This is a genomic window from Bacillus sp. FSL K6-3312, from assembly GCF_038007485.1.
GTDB lineage: Bacteria > Bacillota > Bacilli > Bacillales > Bacillaceae > Bacillus > Bacillus pumilus.
In genome coordinates this window covers 2036794-2053668 of record NZ_JBBOXI010000001.1, presented here as the reverse complement: position 1 = coordinate 2053668, position 16875 = coordinate 2036794, and the positions used below count along the sequence as shown (strand labels likewise).

General features: G+C 38.2%; 13 protein-coding genes. 5 read left to right on the top strand and 8 right to left on the bottom strand.

From position 1 onward, the window contains the following. Window positions 1–85: 85 nt before the first annotated feature. Window positions 86–667, bottom strand: a complete 582-nt coding sequence (gene plsY, locus MHI11_RS10695; protein ID WP_044141399.1) for a glycerol-3-phosphate 1-O-acyltransferase PlsY — start codon at window positions 665–667, stop codon at window positions 86–88. A 154-nt stretch (window positions 668–821) separates the two neighbouring features. Between plsY and MHI11_RS10690 the strand changes: the two genes are divergently transcribed. The 3 genes from MHI11_RS10690 (at window position 822) to parC (ending at window position 6057) form a co-directional block, all read left to right on the top strand. Further along, window positions 822–1235 (top strand): CoA-binding protein, encoded by a 414-nt coding sequence (locus MHI11_RS10690; protein WP_065097374.1) that lies wholly within the window; start codon window positions 822–824, stop codon window positions 1233–1235. A 413-nt stretch (window positions 1236–1648) separates the two neighbouring features. After that, entirely contained in the window at window positions 1649–3616 is a 1968-nt protein-coding gene (gene parE / locus MHI11_RS10685) for a DNA topoisomerase IV subunit B (RefSeq protein WP_340961052.1), read from the top strand. 2 nt (window positions 3617–3618) lie between these two features. Then, complete coding sequence (gene parC / locus MHI11_RS10680; RefSeq protein WP_340910979.1) at window positions 3619–6057, top strand: DNA topoisomerase IV subunit A; 2439 nt, start codon at window positions 3619–3621, stop codon at window positions 6055–6057. A 53-nt stretch (window positions 6058–6110) separates the two neighbouring features. Here parC and MHI11_RS10675 read toward each other — a convergent pair whose 3' ends face one another. From MHI11_RS10675 to MHI11_RS10665, 3 genes are all read right to left on the bottom strand, one after another. Then, the gene (locus MHI11_RS10675) at window positions 6111–6236 is read right to left on the bottom strand and encodes a hypothetical protein (RefSeq protein ID WP_003210976.1); all 126 of its coding nucleotides are present in this window, start codon (window positions 6234–6236) and stop codon (window positions 6111–6113) included. Between the two features lie 43 nt (window positions 6237–6279). Then, on the bottom strand, window positions 6280–6615 hold the full coding sequence (locus MHI11_RS10670; RefSeq protein WP_003210975.1) for a hypothetical protein: 336 nt from the start codon (window positions 6613–6615) through the stop codon (window positions 6280–6282). Window positions 6616–6809: 194 nt separating this feature from the next. After that, window positions 6810–7982, bottom strand: a complete 1173-nt coding sequence (locus MHI11_RS10665) for an MFS transporter (RefSeq protein WP_340961051.1) — start codon at window positions 7980–7982, stop codon at window positions 6810–6812. 176 nt (window positions 7983–8158) lie between these two features. On the opposite strand from MHI11_RS10665, the gene MHI11_RS10660 reads away from it, so the two are divergent. Further along, on the top strand, window positions 8159–9238 hold the full coding sequence (locus tag MHI11_RS10660) for an isocitrate/isopropylmalate dehydrogenase family protein (RefSeq protein WP_185108822.1): 1080 nt from the start codon (window positions 8159–8161) through the stop codon (window positions 9236–9238). Window positions 9239–10044: 806 nt separating this feature from the next. Here the strand turns inward: MHI11_RS10660 and MHI11_RS10655 are convergent. The 3 genes from MHI11_RS10655 to MHI11_RS10645 all read right to left on the bottom strand — a co-directional run bounded on the left by MHI11_RS10655 (window position 10045) and on the right by MHI11_RS10645 (window position 12732). Then, window positions 10045–10563, bottom strand: coding sequence for a hypothetical protein (locus MHI11_RS10655; protein WP_340961048.1), 519 nt, complete (start codon window positions 10561–10563; stop codon window positions 10045–10047). Window positions 10564–10933: 370 nt separating this feature from the next. After that, the gene (locus MHI11_RS10650; RefSeq protein ID WP_340961046.1) at window positions 10934–11851 is read right to left on the bottom strand and encodes a class I SAM-dependent methyltransferase; all 918 of its coding nucleotides are present in this window, start codon (window positions 11849–11851) and stop codon (window positions 10934–10936) included. A 239-nt stretch (window positions 11852–12090) separates the two neighbouring features. Next, window positions 12091–12732, bottom strand: coding sequence for a TetR/AcrR family transcriptional regulator (locus MHI11_RS10645; RefSeq protein WP_044141391.1), 642 nt, complete (start codon window positions 12730–12732; stop codon window positions 12091–12093). Between the two features lie 110 nt (window positions 12733–12842). Between MHI11_RS10645 and helD the strand changes: the two genes are divergently transcribed. Continuing rightward, complete coding sequence (helD, locus tag MHI11_RS10640; RefSeq protein ID WP_340961044.1) at window positions 12843–15188, top strand: RNA polymerase recycling motor HelD; 2346 nt, start codon at window positions 12843–12845, stop codon at window positions 15186–15188. Window positions 15189–15794: 606 nt separating this feature from the next. On the opposite strand, the gene MHI11_RS10635 is transcribed toward helD, so the two are convergent. After that, window positions 15795–16856, bottom strand: a complete 1062-nt coding sequence (locus MHI11_RS10635) for a threonine synthase (RefSeq protein WP_340961043.1) — start codon at window positions 16854–16856, stop codon at window positions 15795–15797. Window positions 16857–16875 lie beyond the last annotated feature (19 nt).

Below are 16875 nucleotides of genomic sequence, written 5' to 3'. Positions count from 1 at the left end.
TTTGAAGTCATGCTGTTTTTTAAAATGCAGGATGCAAAAAACAGCTTTTCTTTACTTTTACCACAGAATGAAACTTATGAAACGGCTAGAGCCATTTGATTTTCGGTTCAGTTTTGTTGAGGATTCGTTTGAGGTTGGCGATGTGTCTGTAGATCACAAAACCAGCAAGAACGGCAACAACAATGATTAAGAATACGTCTTTGGTGAATATGCTGTAAATGAATGTATAGATGCCGGTCAGCATAGATGATAATGAAACATATTTACTAATGTATAAAAATAAGAAAAAAGCAGCGATCATCGTGATAAATAAGAATGGGGCATAAAATAATAACACGCCGCCAGATGTAGCGACTGCTTTTCCCCCTTTAAATTTTGCAAAGATAGGAAAGCTGTGACCGATAACAGCAGCAACCCCTGCTAATAAGGGATGAATGTCCAGTTGCATGAAAAACGGTAAAGCAGAAGCGAGAGTCCCCTTTAAAATATCAGCAGAAATAACAATAGACCCTGCTTTCACGCCAAGCGTACGAAATGCATTCGTCGCACCTAGGTTTCCGCTGCCATGTTCACGGATATCAATACCCTTTGAAGCTTTCCCGACAATGAGACCGGATGGAATACTGCCGAGAAGATAAGCCAAAATAAACATCAAAGCAATTAACATCTGCATAACTCCTTTATATTCTCCCTCTTGTCTTACATTTTAACATGATCTTATGAAAAACATGGGGATCTTTTTTTGAAAAAATCAAATGCAGATGGATTCAGCTTTGTTTTTAAGCAGAAGTTCGCTAAAATAGAGAAAAAGGGGTGTTTGGATGAATCATCCTTCGAAACAAGAAATTGGCCGTATATTAAAAAGCAGTAAACGAATTGCTGTTGTTGGATTATCAGATCAGCCGCACCGAACGTCTTATATGGTGTCTAAAGCGATGCAGGATGCCGGTTATGAGATCATTCCGGTGAATCCAACGATCGATGAAGCACTTGGTGTGAAAGCAGTCGCTTCACTAAAAGAGATCAAAGAGCATGTTGATATCGTCAATGTATTTAGACGTTCAGAGTTTTTGCCCGAGGTGGCTGAAGAATTTCTTGAAATAGACGCACCTGTTTTTTGGGCGCAGCAAGGTATCTATCATGAAGAAGCGAAAAGGCTGATTGAGGAAAATGGCAAGGTCGCCATCATGGATTTATGTATCAAGGTGGCTCATGCAATGACAAAAACTCATTAAATCGTCAAAAATCCTTGGTTTTCAAGGATTTTTGCTTTTTTGTTACAGAAATATATTTGCGATTCTAGAAGAAAGCGATAAAATAAGGCGACAGGGACATATCGGTGATCTTGCATATCAAGAAAAAGAGCGATAAGATAAAGTTAGAACATTTGTTCTGTTTTGTAAAAATCATCATATGATTGCATTTGGCTTATCAAACAGTCTTGTTTATAATGGACTTCTAGTTCTCATTGCAGAATGTAGAACATTCTCATAGCCATGCAAAGGAGCATGTTTTGTTGAAACGCATGCATGGTGATGATGCAGCTTATTAAAGTGGACAGTAATGAGCAGCATGATCATCATTAAATTCTAGAGAGATCATTTGATGGTTTGCCGGTTATGTTTGTTAGTGAAAGGGGATTAAGCATTTGGTTAAAAAGCAGCAAGTAGATTATAACGATGATTCTATTCAGGTGCTAGAGGGACTTGAAGCGGTCCGTAAACGTCCAGGAATGTATATTGGGTCAACGGATTCACGCGGTCTCCATCACCTTGTCTATGAGATTGTAGACAACTCTGTCGATGAAGTACTCGCTGGCCATGGAGATCATATCGTTGTCAAAATACATAAAGATAACAGCATTTCCGTCCAGGATAAAGGACGCGGGATGCCTACTGGTATGCATAAGCTTGGAAAACCGACACCTGAGATCATTTTAACGGTCCTTCACGCAGGCGGAAAATTTGGTCAAGGCGGATATAAAACAAGTGGTGGGCTTCACGGAGTTGGGGCATCTGTTGTAAACGCGCTGTCAGAGTGGCTCACTGTCACAATTGAACGTGATGGCTATATATATCATCAGCGGTTTGAAAACGGCGGAAAACCTGTGACGTCACTTGAAAAAGTCGGAAAAACGAAAAAAACTGGAACACTGATTCATTTTAAACCAGATCGATCCATGTTCAGCGTTACAACCTATAATTTCGATACGTTATCAGAACGTTTAAGAGAATCTGCCTTTTTATTAAAAGGATTAAAAATAGAGCTGATTGATGAACGACATGATGTACAAGAAACCTTTTATTATGAGACAGGCATTGAAGCCTTCGTTGCTTATTTAAATGAAGAAAAAGATGTTCTGAGTGAAGTGGTCTCATTTGAAGGAGAGCATCAATCCATCGAAGTAGACTTTGCATTTCAATTCAATGACGGCTACTCGGAAAATATTCTTTCTTTCGTCAATAACGTTAGAACAAAAGATGGCGGTACGCATGAGTCTGGTGCCAAAACGGCGATGACAAGAGCCTTTAATGAATATGCGCGCAAAGTAGCCTTTTTAAAAGAAAAAGACAAAAATTTAGAAGGTACTGATATTCGCGAAGGGCTGTCTGCTATTATTTCTGTTAGAATTCCTGAAGAACTGCTTCAATTTGAAGGCCAGACAAAAGGAAAGCTTGGGACAAGTGAGGCTCGCTCAGCTGTTGATGCTGTTATTTCTGAAAAACTGGCTTATTTCCTTGAAGAAAACCGTGAAACAGCGACTCTTCTTGTGAGAAAAGCGATTAAAGCGCAGCAGGCAAGAGAAGCTGCTAGAAGAGCACGTGAAGAAGCAAGGAGCGGCAAGAAACGGAAAAAGTCCGAAGCAACACTGAGCGGTAAATTAACACCTGCTCAATCTAGAAACCCAGCAAGAAACGAATTGTACCTAGTAGAGGGCGACTCAGCGGGCGGGTCAGCAAAACAAGGACGTGACCGTAAATTCCAAGCAGTGCTGCCGCTTCGTGGAAAGGTCATTAACACAGAAAAAGCGAAACTTGCTGATATTTTCAAAAATGAAGAAATCAACACCATTATTCATGCGATCGGTGGAGGCGTCGGTGTCGATTTTAATGTAGAAGACATCAATTATGACAAAATCGTGATCATGACAGATGCTGACACAGATGGAGCCCATATTCAAGTGCTTCTGCTCACGTTCTTCTACCGCTATATGAAGCCGCTGATTGAGCATGGCAAAGTGTTTATTGCACTACCGCCTTTATATAAGGTCAGCAAAGGCTCAGGGAAAAAAGAAGTTATTGAGTACGCATGGTCTGATGAAGAAATGGATGACGTACTGAAGAAAGTTGGAAAAGGGTACACGATTCAGCGCTATAAAGGTTTAGGTGAAATGAACGCCGACCAGCTATGGGAAACGACAATGAATCCAGAATCGAGAACACTTGTCAGAGTCAAAATCGACGATGCTGCACGTGTGGAACGCCGCGTCACGACATTAATGGGTGACAAAGTAGAACCACGACGTAAATGGATTGAAAAGAATGTCGCCTTTGGACTTGATGAGGAAAGTAACATTCTTGAAAATGAAAACTTGTCGCTAGCTGAGGAGGTTTAAACATGGCACAACAAGAACGATTTCATGATTTACCATTAGAAGAAGTAATCGGAGACCGGTTTGGTCGCTATAGTAAATATATTATCCAAGACCGTGCGCTTCCAGATGCGCGAGATGGACTAAAGCCTGTACAACGAAGAATTTTATATGCGATGTACGCAGAAGGAAACACGCAAGATAAAAACTTCCGTAAAGCCGCGAAAACAGTCGGTAACGTGATTGGTAACTATCATCCGCACGGTGACTCATCTGTTTATGAAGCGATGGTGAGAATGAGTCAGGATTGGAAAGTACGGAATGTGCTCATTGAGATGCATGGAAATAACGGGAGTATCGATGGTGATCCGCCTGCTGCCATGCGTTATACGGAAGCAAGGCTTTCTGCGATTGCTTCAGAGCTATTAAAGGACTTAGACAAGGAAACGGTCGAGTTGGTCGCAAACTTTGATGATACAAGTAAGGAGCCCGTTGTTTTACCAGCGATGTTTCCAAACCTTCTCGTGAATGGATCAACAGGGATTTCCGCTGGTTATGCCACTGATATCCCGCCGCATCATCTAGGAGAAGTGATTGATGGTGTCATTAAACGAATCGAACAACCGGATTGTACGGTTGAGGATTTAATGACGGTCATCAAAGGTCCAGATTTCCCAACAGGCGGTATCATTCAAGGGGTAGACGGCATTAAGAAGGCTTATGAAACAGGCAAAGGAAAGATCATGATTCGCGGAAAAGCGGAGATTGAAACCATCCGCGGCGGGCGCCAGCAAATTGTGATCACAGAGATTCCTTATGAAGTGAATAAAGCCAACCTTGTCAAAAAGATGGACGAGTTCCGAATTGAAAGAAAAGTGGAAGGAATTTCTGAGGTTCGAGACGAGACTGACCGGACTGGGCTTCGAATCGTAGTAGAGCTGAAAAAAGAAGCAGATGCAAATGGTGTTTTGAATTTCTTATATAAAAACTCAGATCTGCAAATCCCATATAACTTTAATATGGTAGCGATACATAATCGTAGACCAACCTTAATGACGCTGACAACTATACTTGATGCATATATTGCCCATCAAAAAGAAGTGGTGACGAATCGCTCAGCATATGAGCTTCGAAAAGCGAAGGAACGCCACCATATTGTAGACGGATTAATTAAGGCGCTATCCATCTTAGATGAAGTCATTGCCACAATCCGCTCTTCTAATGATAAGCGAGATGCGAAAAATAACTTGATGGATAAATATGACTTTACAGAAGCACAATCAGAAGCGATTGTTTCCCTCCAGTTATATCGTTTAACGAATACAGATATTACGCAATTAAGAGACGAAGCAAGTGAGCTTGATGTGCGTATAGCAGAACTTGAAGACATTTTAGGTAACGAGAAAAAGCTGCTAAAGGTCATTACAAACAGTTTGAAAAAGCTCAAAAAGACATATGCTGATGAGAGACGATCTCTCATTGAGGAAAAAATCGAAGAAATTAAGATTAACCTTGAAGTGATGATCGCCTCAGAGGATGTTTACGTCACGGTGACGAAGGATGGGTACATCAAACGGACAAGCCAGCGCTCCTATGCTGCTTCTAACGGTAAGGACTTTGGCATGAAGGATACAGACCGCCTGATTCATCAGTTTGAAATGAACACAACAGATGTCCTTCTATTGTTTACGAATAAAGGGAGCTACATTTATTGTCCTGTGCATCAACTGCCAGACATACGCTGGAAAGACATGGGGCAGCATATCACGAATATCATTTCAATTGATCGTGATGAATCGATCCAAAAAGCCATTCCAATTAAAGAATTTGATGAAACGTCGTATCTTCTATTCTTTACAAAAGGCGGAATGGTGAAGAAAACAGAGCTTCTGCAATATAAAGCGCAGCGCTATTCGAAACCGCTTGTCGCCTTGAACCTAAAAGGGAACGATGAACTCGTGGATGTCCATGTGACATCAGGACAGCAGGAATTGTTTATTGCGACGAAAAATGGTTATGGATTGTGGTTTGATGAAGAAGAAGTAAGTGTTGTTGGTCCGAGAGCGGCTGGTGTCAAAGGGATCAACTTGAAGGATGGGGACGAAGTAGTCTCTGGCCAGATCATTGATCCGAAAAACAATGTCCTCGTGCTGACAACGCAAAGAGGGGCTGTGAAGCGAATGAACCTCTCTGAATTTGATAAAACATCTAGAGCCAAACGCGGAGTTCTGATGTTAAGAGAATTAAAGAAAAACCCGCACCGTATTGTGGCTGTCATTGCTGCATCACTGCACGATACACTTGAAATTGATACGGATAAGGGTTCAACGATTCCGCTTGATATCTCTACTTTAAGGGCGAATGACCGCTATAGCAATGGATCATTTATTGTAGATGAGGAAGAGCAGGGAGAAGTAACGCATGTCCTTGTCACACCTCAACCTGCACCAGATGACAATAAATAAGCAAACGAAAACCCCCTGCGATAAACAGGGGGTTTCTTTTATATACGGGTCATTTAGCTCTCGTGGCTGCCAAACATGTTTGTAATGGCGTGCACTACTTCAATTCCTTGGTAGACGAAAAGAGAAAGTGAAGTGACAGAGAATAGACCTAGAATGAATACTCTTAAGAAAAATAACATCGTGTAAAACCTCCCAATTTTTGTTTTGATTTAGATGGTTGGGTTAAACACGAGATAGTCGGAAATAAGAAGATTGATAGAACACTGCAAGTAAATGCTTCTTTTTCCGGTCATATTGATCAGTATGAGTGATGCGTGCAAATCCAGCTGTCATACTGCCAATCATCAGCAGTACTGTAAATGCGGCAAATACTGCGCTCACATGTTTTTGTTTCTTTTCATCGCCCATGGTCTGAGCGATTTTCATCTCATGTGATTCTTGATCGGCAACCACCTTTGCATGATGGTATACTTGAACGGAATGAGGCATTGAGAACAAATGAAAACTTGCGAGTGCTATGAATAAGACAGCTAATTTTAGCAGCATATTTTTTTTCATTTATCTCACCCCTTCCTGTTTATTTTCATGATCTTACCACGTTTTCTGTTATTTGAAAAGTCTTATTTTTTTACTTTCCCTCTTTAAAAAAGCGATAAACATCAGGACATCTATAGGACTGTTTCACTTAATGAAAGGTTTCAATTTTATTTTTTAATTTAAAAAAAGTGCCATGATCGAGGATCAGACACTTTTTAGTGAGAATGTAATGAATGTGGTTTTGCTACAGCTTTTGTAAAGATTCCCGCCATACATATAGCGAATAGAACAAATATAAAGGCATGAAGCAATCCCACCTCATTGGCGAGCAGTCCTAAAATAGGAGGACCAGAAAGAGAGGCTGTGTAACCAGATAAGGTCACAATGCTGACGCGTTTGACGGCGTAGCGGCTATCATCACCAGCTGCCGAAATGGTTAGCGGGAAGCCTAAAGAAGCGCCAAGTCCCCATAAAAAGATGGATATCATACACACTACGAGTGAAATCTTTAAAATGACTAACAAGAGTCCGGCAGCTGCTGAAAAAATAGCGACTCTTAGCAATAACACCCTGCCAAATCGATCAATTAAACGTCCGCTGATCAGTCGTCCACTAATCATCCCGCACAAAAATAAAGCATAGATGACGGTACTCATGGAATGTGAAACCTGGTACCCATCTACCATCGCAAGGGGAATCCAATCATTTGCAGAGCCTTCTACAAATGCAAGACATAAGGCGATCATCGCAAGAGATATCGTCCGTTTGTTCAGCCATGCCGAATGAGAACGATCAGTTGTATCTGTTTGCTTCTCAAGCTGATCCTTTCCTGTCCCGTGCGGAATAAACCGTGTACAAATCAAAATACTGAGAAAGAAAAGAATGGCAATGATCAGAAGGTGAATCAACACAGATACCCCTAGATGGATAAAGAGAATGCCAGCACCTGCACCGATTAACGTGCCAATGCTGAAGGAAGCGTGCAAAATAGGCAGGATGGTTTTCCTGATGCTGTACTCAATTTCTGTCCCTTCTAAGTTCATGGCCACATTGCACATGCCTGAGCCCGCTCCAAAAAGAAAAAGACCGGCTGTGACAACAAGGGTAGAAGAGAGTGTTGAACCAATAGCGAGAGTCGTGAATCCAGTGAACATCAAAAAAGCGCTGATCACAATGGCCACTCGTCCGCCTTTTTTTCGAACGAATATATTGGAAAGGACAAGTCCAACAATAGAACCAACAGATAAGCCAAGTAAAATAAGTCCCATTGTCCCTGTATTCGCTTGTAATAAATCTCTAACTTCTGGTGTCCGTGAAAACCATGTAGAGATGGAAATACCAGACATCGTGAAAATGATGATGATTGCTTTATACCATTTTAATTCCATCTAATCCCTCACATTTAATGATATATATTACAGAACAAATCTACTCGATTATAAATGAGACTTCCTGATTCGTAAATAACATGAGAAAAGGTCATGCTGAAATTTTAGTAACAAGAAATGGCGCCTTCACAATTCTTCTGGTGAGAAGTAAAATAAAGACAAAGGAGGCGGATTTTGTGCAGTCATATCGAATCGGTGTATTGAAAGGTGATGGAATTGGACCAGAAATTGTACAAGCAAGTATGTGCATCTTAGAGGCAGCGCTGTCACAGTTTCATGAGTCATTTGTGGAATTTGTAGAATGTCCAATCGGTTTTGAAGCCATCCATTCTCTTCACCAAGATCCTGTGCCGACATCTACTAAAGACGAATTGAAAAAATGCCATGGATGGATTTTAGGGCCTCATGATTCTGCTTCATACCCAGACATATTTAAAGAGAGGAGAAATCCAAGCGGAGAGCTCCGTCATACGTTTGATCTATTTGCGAACATTCGTCCATCTCAATCGTTACCAGGGGTACAAAGCCTTGTACGAGACGTCGATCTCGTTATTTTTCGAGAAAATACAGAAGGCTTCTATCCAGATCGGAACATGTATCATGGGGTAGGAGAGTGGATGATTACACCAGATGTCGCTATATCTACAGGTGTATTTACAAAAAAAGCGATAACACGTATTGCTCATACAGCCTTTCAAAGTGCGATGAAGCGCAGGCAAAAGGTTACTATTGTTCATAAGGCAAATGTTATCAAATTAGGGTCTGGCTTGTTTTTGCGAACATGCCAAGAGGTAGCAAAAGCGTATCCGCAAGTGGCGGTAGAGGATGTACATATCGATGCAATGGCGGCTCACTTAGTGAGGCGTGCAAGTGATTTTGATGTCATTGTGACAGAGAATATGTTTGGTGATATTTTATCTGATTTAACAGGTGAGCTAGTCGGAAGTTTAGGAATAGCGCCTTCATTAAATTGTAACGAAGACCAAGCCATGGCACAGGCGGCACATGGATCAGCACCGGATATCGCTGGGCAGAATATCGCCAACCCAATTGGCATGATTCTTTCTACAGTGATGCTTTGTGACTGGTTACATGCGAAATATCATGATGAAAGGTTAAAAAAGACGGCAGCTCTTATCGAACGTACACTTCATAAGATCATGAAAATGAACATTAAAACGAAAGATTTAGGAGGAAACGAGACGACGACCCAATTCACAGAGGCATTCCTTCAAACCATGAATCTATATAAATAGAAGGGAGGGTCAACAAGAAAAGATGATCCACGGAGAATCTTTTCTATCTTAATGATCAAACGCTGATGACAGAGCTGATGACAGATCGGAAAAAAGCGAGACAATTGACAGCAAACAGGTCATCCACAAAAAAGACAATCCATTTTAAAGAAATTGTTGGGCGCTTGCAGTGACAATGTAGTTTTTGAAGGTAGTTGGTAAACGAAAAATCATAAAGCATTTACATGAATCAAAATCTGAAGATTAAATGTTGGATTTTGATTTTTTCTTTTTTGTCTCAATAAGATAAGTATACTTAGTATTGAGACATCGAAAATTCATTCATGCTCTAACTTCCTAGAATATATATTATGTAAACTAATAAATAAAAATATAAAGGTGAATGTGGATCCATTGTTGTGCACTCCCTCTTACATTGTTGTGCACTCCCTCTTACATTGTTGTGCACTCCCTCTTTTCCATCTCCAACTACCTTTTTGTATGTAATATCAAAAATCAAAAACCTCTATGTCCAATATATTAAATCAGTCATAAATTTAATTATTGCCTAAATGAGTTACATATTAGGACGTGAACAAGGCTCCATTCTGTTGAAATGTAATATTTAAAAACCTCTAAGTCCTTATTAAAATGGTCGTAAAGGTTCTCAGGAGGATCTTTAACTTTCCCTACGGTTTATTTAATATGATGTTTTTACTGTTAGCCAGTGATACTTGTTACCATGATTCCTACAAAAATTAAGAGCAAAACACAAATATATTAAATGTCCTGTTCACTAACTGGTTGTTCTGACTCTAAATAAAATTCTACAAAATCACGTCCAAACTTGGAAATCCTATCCTAAGTAGATTTCTACGAACTGCTTTATATTGCTCATAGCTTATACCATGTCTGTCCATAATTTCCTGAAACGTTTCTTTTGATTCTTGATCAAATGCAAAACGAGAAACATACATAAGTCTAAGGACAGATATATCCACCATTCTAAGTTCTTTTAAGACGTCGTAATAGGTTAGGATAAAGTCATTCGAAACATGGTGATGTTCAGTAATATTCACGAATCCATTTACCATATATCGAATTTTTTCTTCCTGTTGTTCGTCTATAACGTAATCCAGCACATATTGAAATAACTGATCAATCTGTTCTTTTTGTTCAAGTGTTTTTAATTCTAGATTTAAACGGATTTCCTCTATTTTAGATTGCAATTCTTCTGTGAATGTTTTGATGTTTCTTTCAAAACGGGCACGTTTATAACTTTGAACTGCACCTGAGATCCCAGGAATGAGTGAACTTGTTGCATCAACAAGAATATCACCTGTCATGCTTGTTATAGATTCCTTTGCAATATCAGCAGCTGTGCAAGAGCTAACTCACGCCCTGTTTGTTGGATATCTTTCCTTCTACTGTCATTCAAAAATAACCTCTCCTTTTGACTTAGATAGAACAATGTGCTTTACTAGACATTCTATTTTTTCAGCCGTGAATGTAATTCTAGTCAGATGTACAAGAAGGTAAATGTAGATCCATTGTTGTGCACTCCTCTTTTCCATCTCCAACTACCCTTTTGTATGTAATATCAAAAATCAAAAACCTCTATGTCCAATATATTAAATCAGTCATAAAAGTTTTTGAATTTAATTATTGCCTAAAATATATTTAATGGAGCAGTGTATTAAGTATCTTTAATATGTTTTATTTTTTTATCGCATGAATGTAATGAATCGTTTCAAAAGCAGATAAGTAATCGTTACGATTCTTAAAATAAAGTTCATGAATTTGAGCCGGTGATAGGTGTTCGTAAATTAATAAACCGGATTTCTCTAACATCTTCTCAATTTCAAAGTAAGAAAAACAAGATTTCATTGGTTCCCCGCCCATTGAAGCCATTTTCAACATATTTTCAACTCTATTAGAGGTTCCTTTTTCTTCGAATAGTTTCTCGTTTGCATAATCAAAAACGATCGAACTTCCTGATGGAACCTTGGTGAATAAATAATCTATTAAGCTTGAAACTTCCTCTTTAGTTAAATAGTATGAAACACCTAAAAGACTAAAGAACGTCTTTTTGTTATCAAATCCTTTACCTATTAGGTTTTGATAGGACAACTTTTTTGTGAAGTCCATTGAAACAAAATGAAGATTACTTGGGATTTTTAATTTAGCCTCGTCCAATCTTTGCTTTTTAAATTCCTGTGTAGTGGGATGATCAATTTCGAATATTTCTAAGCTGTTTTCCAATTCTGGATGTCGTAAACTAAAAGTATCTAATCCAGCGCCAAGTATGACATATTGTCTTAATCCTAACGCTACCTCATTAAGCAATACTTTTTCGCAATACGCAGCACGTGATAAGGTTATTGGAGAAAGTTGTACTTGTGTAATCCATTTTAATATTTCTTCTGTATTTCCCTCGAATTTTTGTGCGATATCTTTGTTGAAGAAATGTATGCCTTGAACCATATTCTCTTTGATGTCATTAAATTCTTTTACAGAAATTAAGTCTTTAGCTAAATAATCATTAAAGATTTTAGGGGTATCATCAAATTGACTATGATAGGATCTGCCAAAAGCTGATATTAACGAAGTTACACTTGACTCATTTTTCTTCATACAAACACACTCCTTTATTTTAGAACAAAAAAATAGGGTTCCCCCTGGCCAGGAGAACCCTATTATATAACTGAAAAAAATAAAATTAAATTATAGCACAAATAAAAAATTTTGTCAATTATAAAGGCGGAAAAATATTTTAATTGCTATGTGTTCATAAATTGATGATTTAATGAACAGTGCACATATTTATCGAATTCTTTCTGTTTTATTTCGTAACCTTAAATGCTTTAACAAACTCAATACAACTTTTCGAAATATTGTTTTATTGAAGGAAAGCTACCTTTTGGAGCACCTAATAGTTTTTCATAAATCTCGTCAATCGCATCTAGTTTGGCAATGAGCTGTTCGTGAGTCAATGAGAAAAGGCTGGGATCAAGCATAAAATGGAGTCCGACTAATAAGAATTCCGTAATTTCATCTGGAAAATCCGTGTGAAATACACCTTCTTCTACTCCTTGCTTCAAAACAGATGAAATAATTGGAACATATTCTTTTATCATGCAAACTTTCATTTTCTGATGTAGAAGAACGTTATCTTTGTGATGTAAATGAGTCATTAATCCATCACTGAAATGATTTGATGTTTCCTGTGAAAAAAACTGAATAATATTTATAAACTTCTCTATTGCTTTTAAATCGGAGTTACTATTAATTTGTTTAAACAATTGAACACTTGAATCAATAGAGTCTTGAATTACTGCGTCCGCAATTTCATCTTTTGACTTGAAATAATGATAAAAAGTGCCTTTTGCAACTCCGATTTTTTTAATAATATCGCTAATCGTAGTATTCTCGTACCCATTAGATGAGAACAAATCTTTTGCGACGGAAATAATCTCGGTTCTTCTTTCTTCGGGTTTTTTGACAATTCTTTTCATGGAACTTCCCCCTTGAGACTTATAATTGTCTTTTAAAGATACATCATTGACCGTCGGTCGGTCAATGATGTATTATTTATTTACTTAACATCTTTAGGGAGTGTGAAGAGATGACGAATGAAAACCAAGTGCGAAAGTATGAAGAGGAGCGCATTCGTACTGTTTTAAGAGAAATTGAAAAAAAAGTGGTTAAATTGGATCATGATTCTGGTGGATTAAAGAAAGATGTCATTCATCTAAAGAAAACCTTTTGGGATGATGTGAAAATAAATCTAGATAATCCTGAAGATGCTAGTGAAACCTTATCAAGCATTAGACAGCAGGCGGAGATGCTGTCCGAGAGGGAAAGAACGCACCGTCAACTAGATAAGCAGAGGAAGACCTTATCTCGATTAAAAGATTCTCCATATTTCGCCCGTGTTGATTTTCTCGAAAATGGTAAGGAGACAACAAATAACGTGTACCTTGGAGTTTCGAGTTTAATGGATGAAAATGAAGAAACATTTCTTATTTATGATTGGAGAGCCCCTATTTCCAGTATTTATTATGATTACTCTCCAGGATCAGCCCAATACGAAACAGTAGAAGGGATAATTCAAGGAGAAATAGAGTTAAAGCGTCAGTTTATCACGAGAGATGGGCAAATCAAAACGATGTTTGATACGGATGTTACCATTGGCGATGAACTTTTGAAAGAAGTACTTGGCAATAATGCGAGTACCAATATGAAAAGTATTGTTGCTACCATTCAGAAAGAGCAAAATCAGATTATTCGTAACGTGAAAAGCAAGTATTTAGTTGTACAAGGGGTTGCTGGAAGTGGGAAAACCTCTGCAGCTCTTCAAAGAGTTGCTTATTTGCTATATCACTACCAGAATGAGATCACGGCTGAAAATATTATGCTTTTTTCACCTAATTCTTTATTTAATCGCTACATTGCTTCTGTCCTCCCTGATTTAGGGGAGGACAATATGCAGCAGCTCACATTCCAAGAATATGTGGAGAAGCGTCTTGGAAAACAATTTGATGTTGAACATCCGTTTACGCAAATGGAATATATGCTTACATGTCAGGACCATAAAAAGTATCCTGCAAGAAGAAAAGGAATACGGTATAAAGCGAGTAGCGATTTTAAAGCTTTGATTGATTCCTATGTTGTTATTCTCTCGAGTGAAGAGCTTATCTTTAAAAATATTTCTTTCCGAGGAGAAATGTTGATTAGAGCTGAACAAATTAAAAACTATTTTTATTCACTAGATGCATCTATCTCCATTCCAAATCGTATGCAGTTAGTAAAGGAATGGCTTCTAAAAGAGTTAGGAAAGAAAGAAAAATTGGAAAGAACCAAAGATTGGGTAATAGAAGAAAGTGATCTGTTAGAACTTGAAGAGTATACAAAAGTTTATAGTGAGCTACTGAAGGAAGGAAGATTTTCTGAGAATACGTTCGACGATTTTGAACAGGAGCAAAAGAAAATAGCTAAAATGATTGTCAAAAAACACTTTAAACCAATACGAACAGCTGTAAAGAAACTAAAGTTTATTAATGTAGCGGCGATTTACTGTCAACTGTTTAAACAGAAAGACAACATCCTTCAAAAGCTTAAAGATACACTTCCTGAAAGTTGGGAAGAAATTTGTTCGTATACATTAAAAAAGCTACAAAGAAAAGAAATGACGTATGAAGATGCAGCGCCTTATTTGTATCTCCAAGATAAACTTGAGGGAAAAAGAATAAACACAAGAATACGCCATTTATTAATTGATGAAGCACAGGATTATTCACCCTTTCAGTTTTTTGTTCTTAAGCAGCTTTTTCCTTATTGCCGAATGACGATTCTAGGTGATTTTAATCAGGCGATTTATGCCCATACACTAAATGCACCAACCTTACTATCAAGCGAATTATATGTAAAAGAAAATTTTGAGAGAATAGAGTTAACGAAAAGCTACCGTTCAACTCGTCAAATCGTTGAATTCACAAAGGGAATTATAGAAGAAGGAGAAACTATTGAAGCTTTTAACAGAGATGGTCAGAAGCCTACTTTTACGAAGGTTGAGGATCTTGACACCCTTCAATCTCGAATAACAAAGAAGATTCGTCAACTGCAGTCAGCAAACCATGAAACAATCGCTGTGATATGTAAAACGGGAAAAGAATGCAAGGAATCCTATGAGCAATTGAGTAAGCAAATGGATCTCAAGATGATTGAACAAAGTGCGATTTCCTATCAAAAAGGTATCTTAATTCTCCCTGCTTATTTAGCAAAGGGAATCGAATTTGATGCTGTGATCATATACGATGCTTCTAATATAAAATATGGAAGAGAATTTGAAAGGGAACTCTTTTACACTGCATGTACGAGGGCTATGCACGAGCTTCATCTTTTCTCCGTAGGGGAAATGAGCACGTTTATGAATAAGATTCCTGAAAATTCGTATGAGATTACAGTTTGAGTATAATTTCAATGAGGAATTGCTAAGCGTTTAAAAGCCGCCCTACCACTTCAACTCCAGCCAGATTTGCGTTTTCTGTGACATTAAATATGAAAGCCGATGAATCCTTTTTTAACTTCTATTTCCATGGTGTTTACACTTGGTTTACTAGGAGAAGAAACCTTTGCTGCTTCTTATCTTTATTTTGATTAAATAGTCGTTCATTATGAATCCACTTTTGCCTTCCAAAATAATAATGGATCCACTTTTAACTTCTGTGAAAAGTGGATCCATTAAATTATAGAATCCTTATTTCACTGGTGTTAATCAAGCATTCAATGGATCTATATTTACCTTCTTGCACATCTACTACCTCTTCAATAAATCAAATCGGTCATAAAGGTTTTTGAATCAAAGTGCATTTAATGAGCTGTCATATGACAACATTTCTTACTCTTATATAAATCCCAATGGCTCATTTTGTTGATGTGCTAGTTCCATCCCTTCTGCCAGATAGAGAGCGTTTATTTTTATCTATATACTCATCAGGCCAATTTCGGATCAGTTGACGTAATCTAACAGTAACGGTCTTACAAACATCTGGCATTAAGTAACTATCAGAAAGGGTTATTTTGATTTAATCCCTGCACCACAAAGAGGTATGACAATGGTTTCTTCTGGTTCCTTTTGATATTTCATGTAACCAGCCAAATTGACTGCAGATGTCACTTCGACATAAAATCCTTTTTCACTCAGTTTAGATCGTGCATTTAAGATCTCATCTTCTTCAATATCAATAAACGTACCATTCGTATCTAGTACAGCTTCTAAAATTTGTTTGGATCGTGCTGGAGCAGCAATGGCGATCCCTTCTGCTAAGGTCCCTTTATTCGTCACAGGTGATGCTGATTTCTCTTCATTTTGATAAGCTTTCACAAGGGGTGCACAGTTTTTCGCTTGTATGGCCACGATTTTCGGTATGTTATGAATGAGACCATTTTCAAATAACTCTTTAAAGCCATAATATGCACCTAGGAGGAGAGTACCGTTTCCAACCGGAATGATTAAAGCATCAGGTGCTCCTTTTAATTGCTCATAGATTTCATAGGCGTATGTTTTTGTTCCTTCAAAAAAATAAGGGTTATAAACATGACTTGCATAAAAAACGCTTTCATTGTCTACTGCCTTTTGTGCCGCAGCTGCAATGTCCTCTCGGGTCCCGTGAATTTCTTTAATCATTGCTCCATGTGCTTTTATTTGAGCGACCTTTTTAGGAGAAGTGTCATCGCTTAGATAGATGTCACAGGCAATCTCGCAGCGCGCTGCATAAGCTGCAATCGCCGTTCCTGCATTCCCACTACTATCAGCAATCACTTTTGATACCCCGAGTTCCTTAGCCTTTGTCATTAGAACTGCGGCTCCTCGGTCTTTAAAGGATAATGTCGGCATCATATAATCAACTTTGACATAAGTGTTTGGCTCATTAGGATCTAGAACGATTAAAGGGGATTGACCCTCCCCCATTGTGACAGTTTCCCAAGTCTTAGAACCTTTTGAAAATGGCATGGTTTCAACATAACGCCATAATGAATTTGGATAGTGATCCCAAGCTGCGACGTCTATTTTTGGGGTATCTTTCACTAGATTTAATACTCCACCACAATCACATTTCCATAGAGTTGGTGTCATCTCATATTTTTTCCCGCAA

Excerpts from the sequence above, each read along its gene's own strand:
- MHI11_RS10690 (WP_065097374.1), top strand. The coding sequence starts at position 822 with ATGAATCATCCTTCGAAACAAGAAATTGGCCGTATATTAAAAAGCAGT.
- MHI11_RS10650 (WP_340961046.1), bottom strand. The coding sequence starts at position 11,851 with ATGAAGAAAAATGAGTCAAGTGTAACTTCGTTAATATCAGCTTTTGGC.
- MHI11_RS10670 (WP_003210975.1), bottom strand. The coding sequence starts at position 6,615 with ATGAAAAAAAATATGCTGCTAAAATTAGCTGTCTTATTCATAGCACTC.
- MHI11_RS10675 (WP_003210976.1), bottom strand. The coding sequence starts at position 6,236 with ATGTTATTTTTCTTAAGAGTATTCATTCTAGGTCTATTCTCTGTCACT.
- MHI11_RS10655 (WP_340961048.1), bottom strand. The coding sequence starts at position 10,563 with ATGACAGGTGATATTCTTGTTGATGCAACAAGTTCACTCATTCCTGGG.
- helD (WP_340961044.1), top strand. The coding sequence starts at position 12,843 with ATGACGAATGAAAACCAAGTGCGAAAGTATGAAGAGGAGCGCATTCGT.
- parC (WP_340910979.1), top strand. The coding sequence starts at position 3,619 with ATGGCACAACAAGAACGATTTCATGATTTACCATTAGAAGAAGTAATC.
- MHI11_RS10635 (WP_340961043.1), bottom strand. The coding sequence starts at position 16,856 with ATGACACCAACTCTATGGAAATGTGATTGTGGTGGAGTATTAAATCTA.
- MHI11_RS10665 (WP_340961051.1), bottom strand. The coding sequence starts at position 7,982 with ATGGAATTAAAATGGTATAAAGCAATCATCATCATTTTCACGATGTCT.
- MHI11_RS10645 (WP_044141391.1), bottom strand. The coding sequence starts at position 12,732 with ATGAAAAGAATTGTCAAAAAACCCGAAGAAAGAAGAACCGAGATTATT.
- plsY (WP_044141399.1), bottom strand. The coding sequence starts at position 667 with ATGTTAATTGCTTTGATGTTTATTTTGGCTTATCTTCTCGGCAGTATT.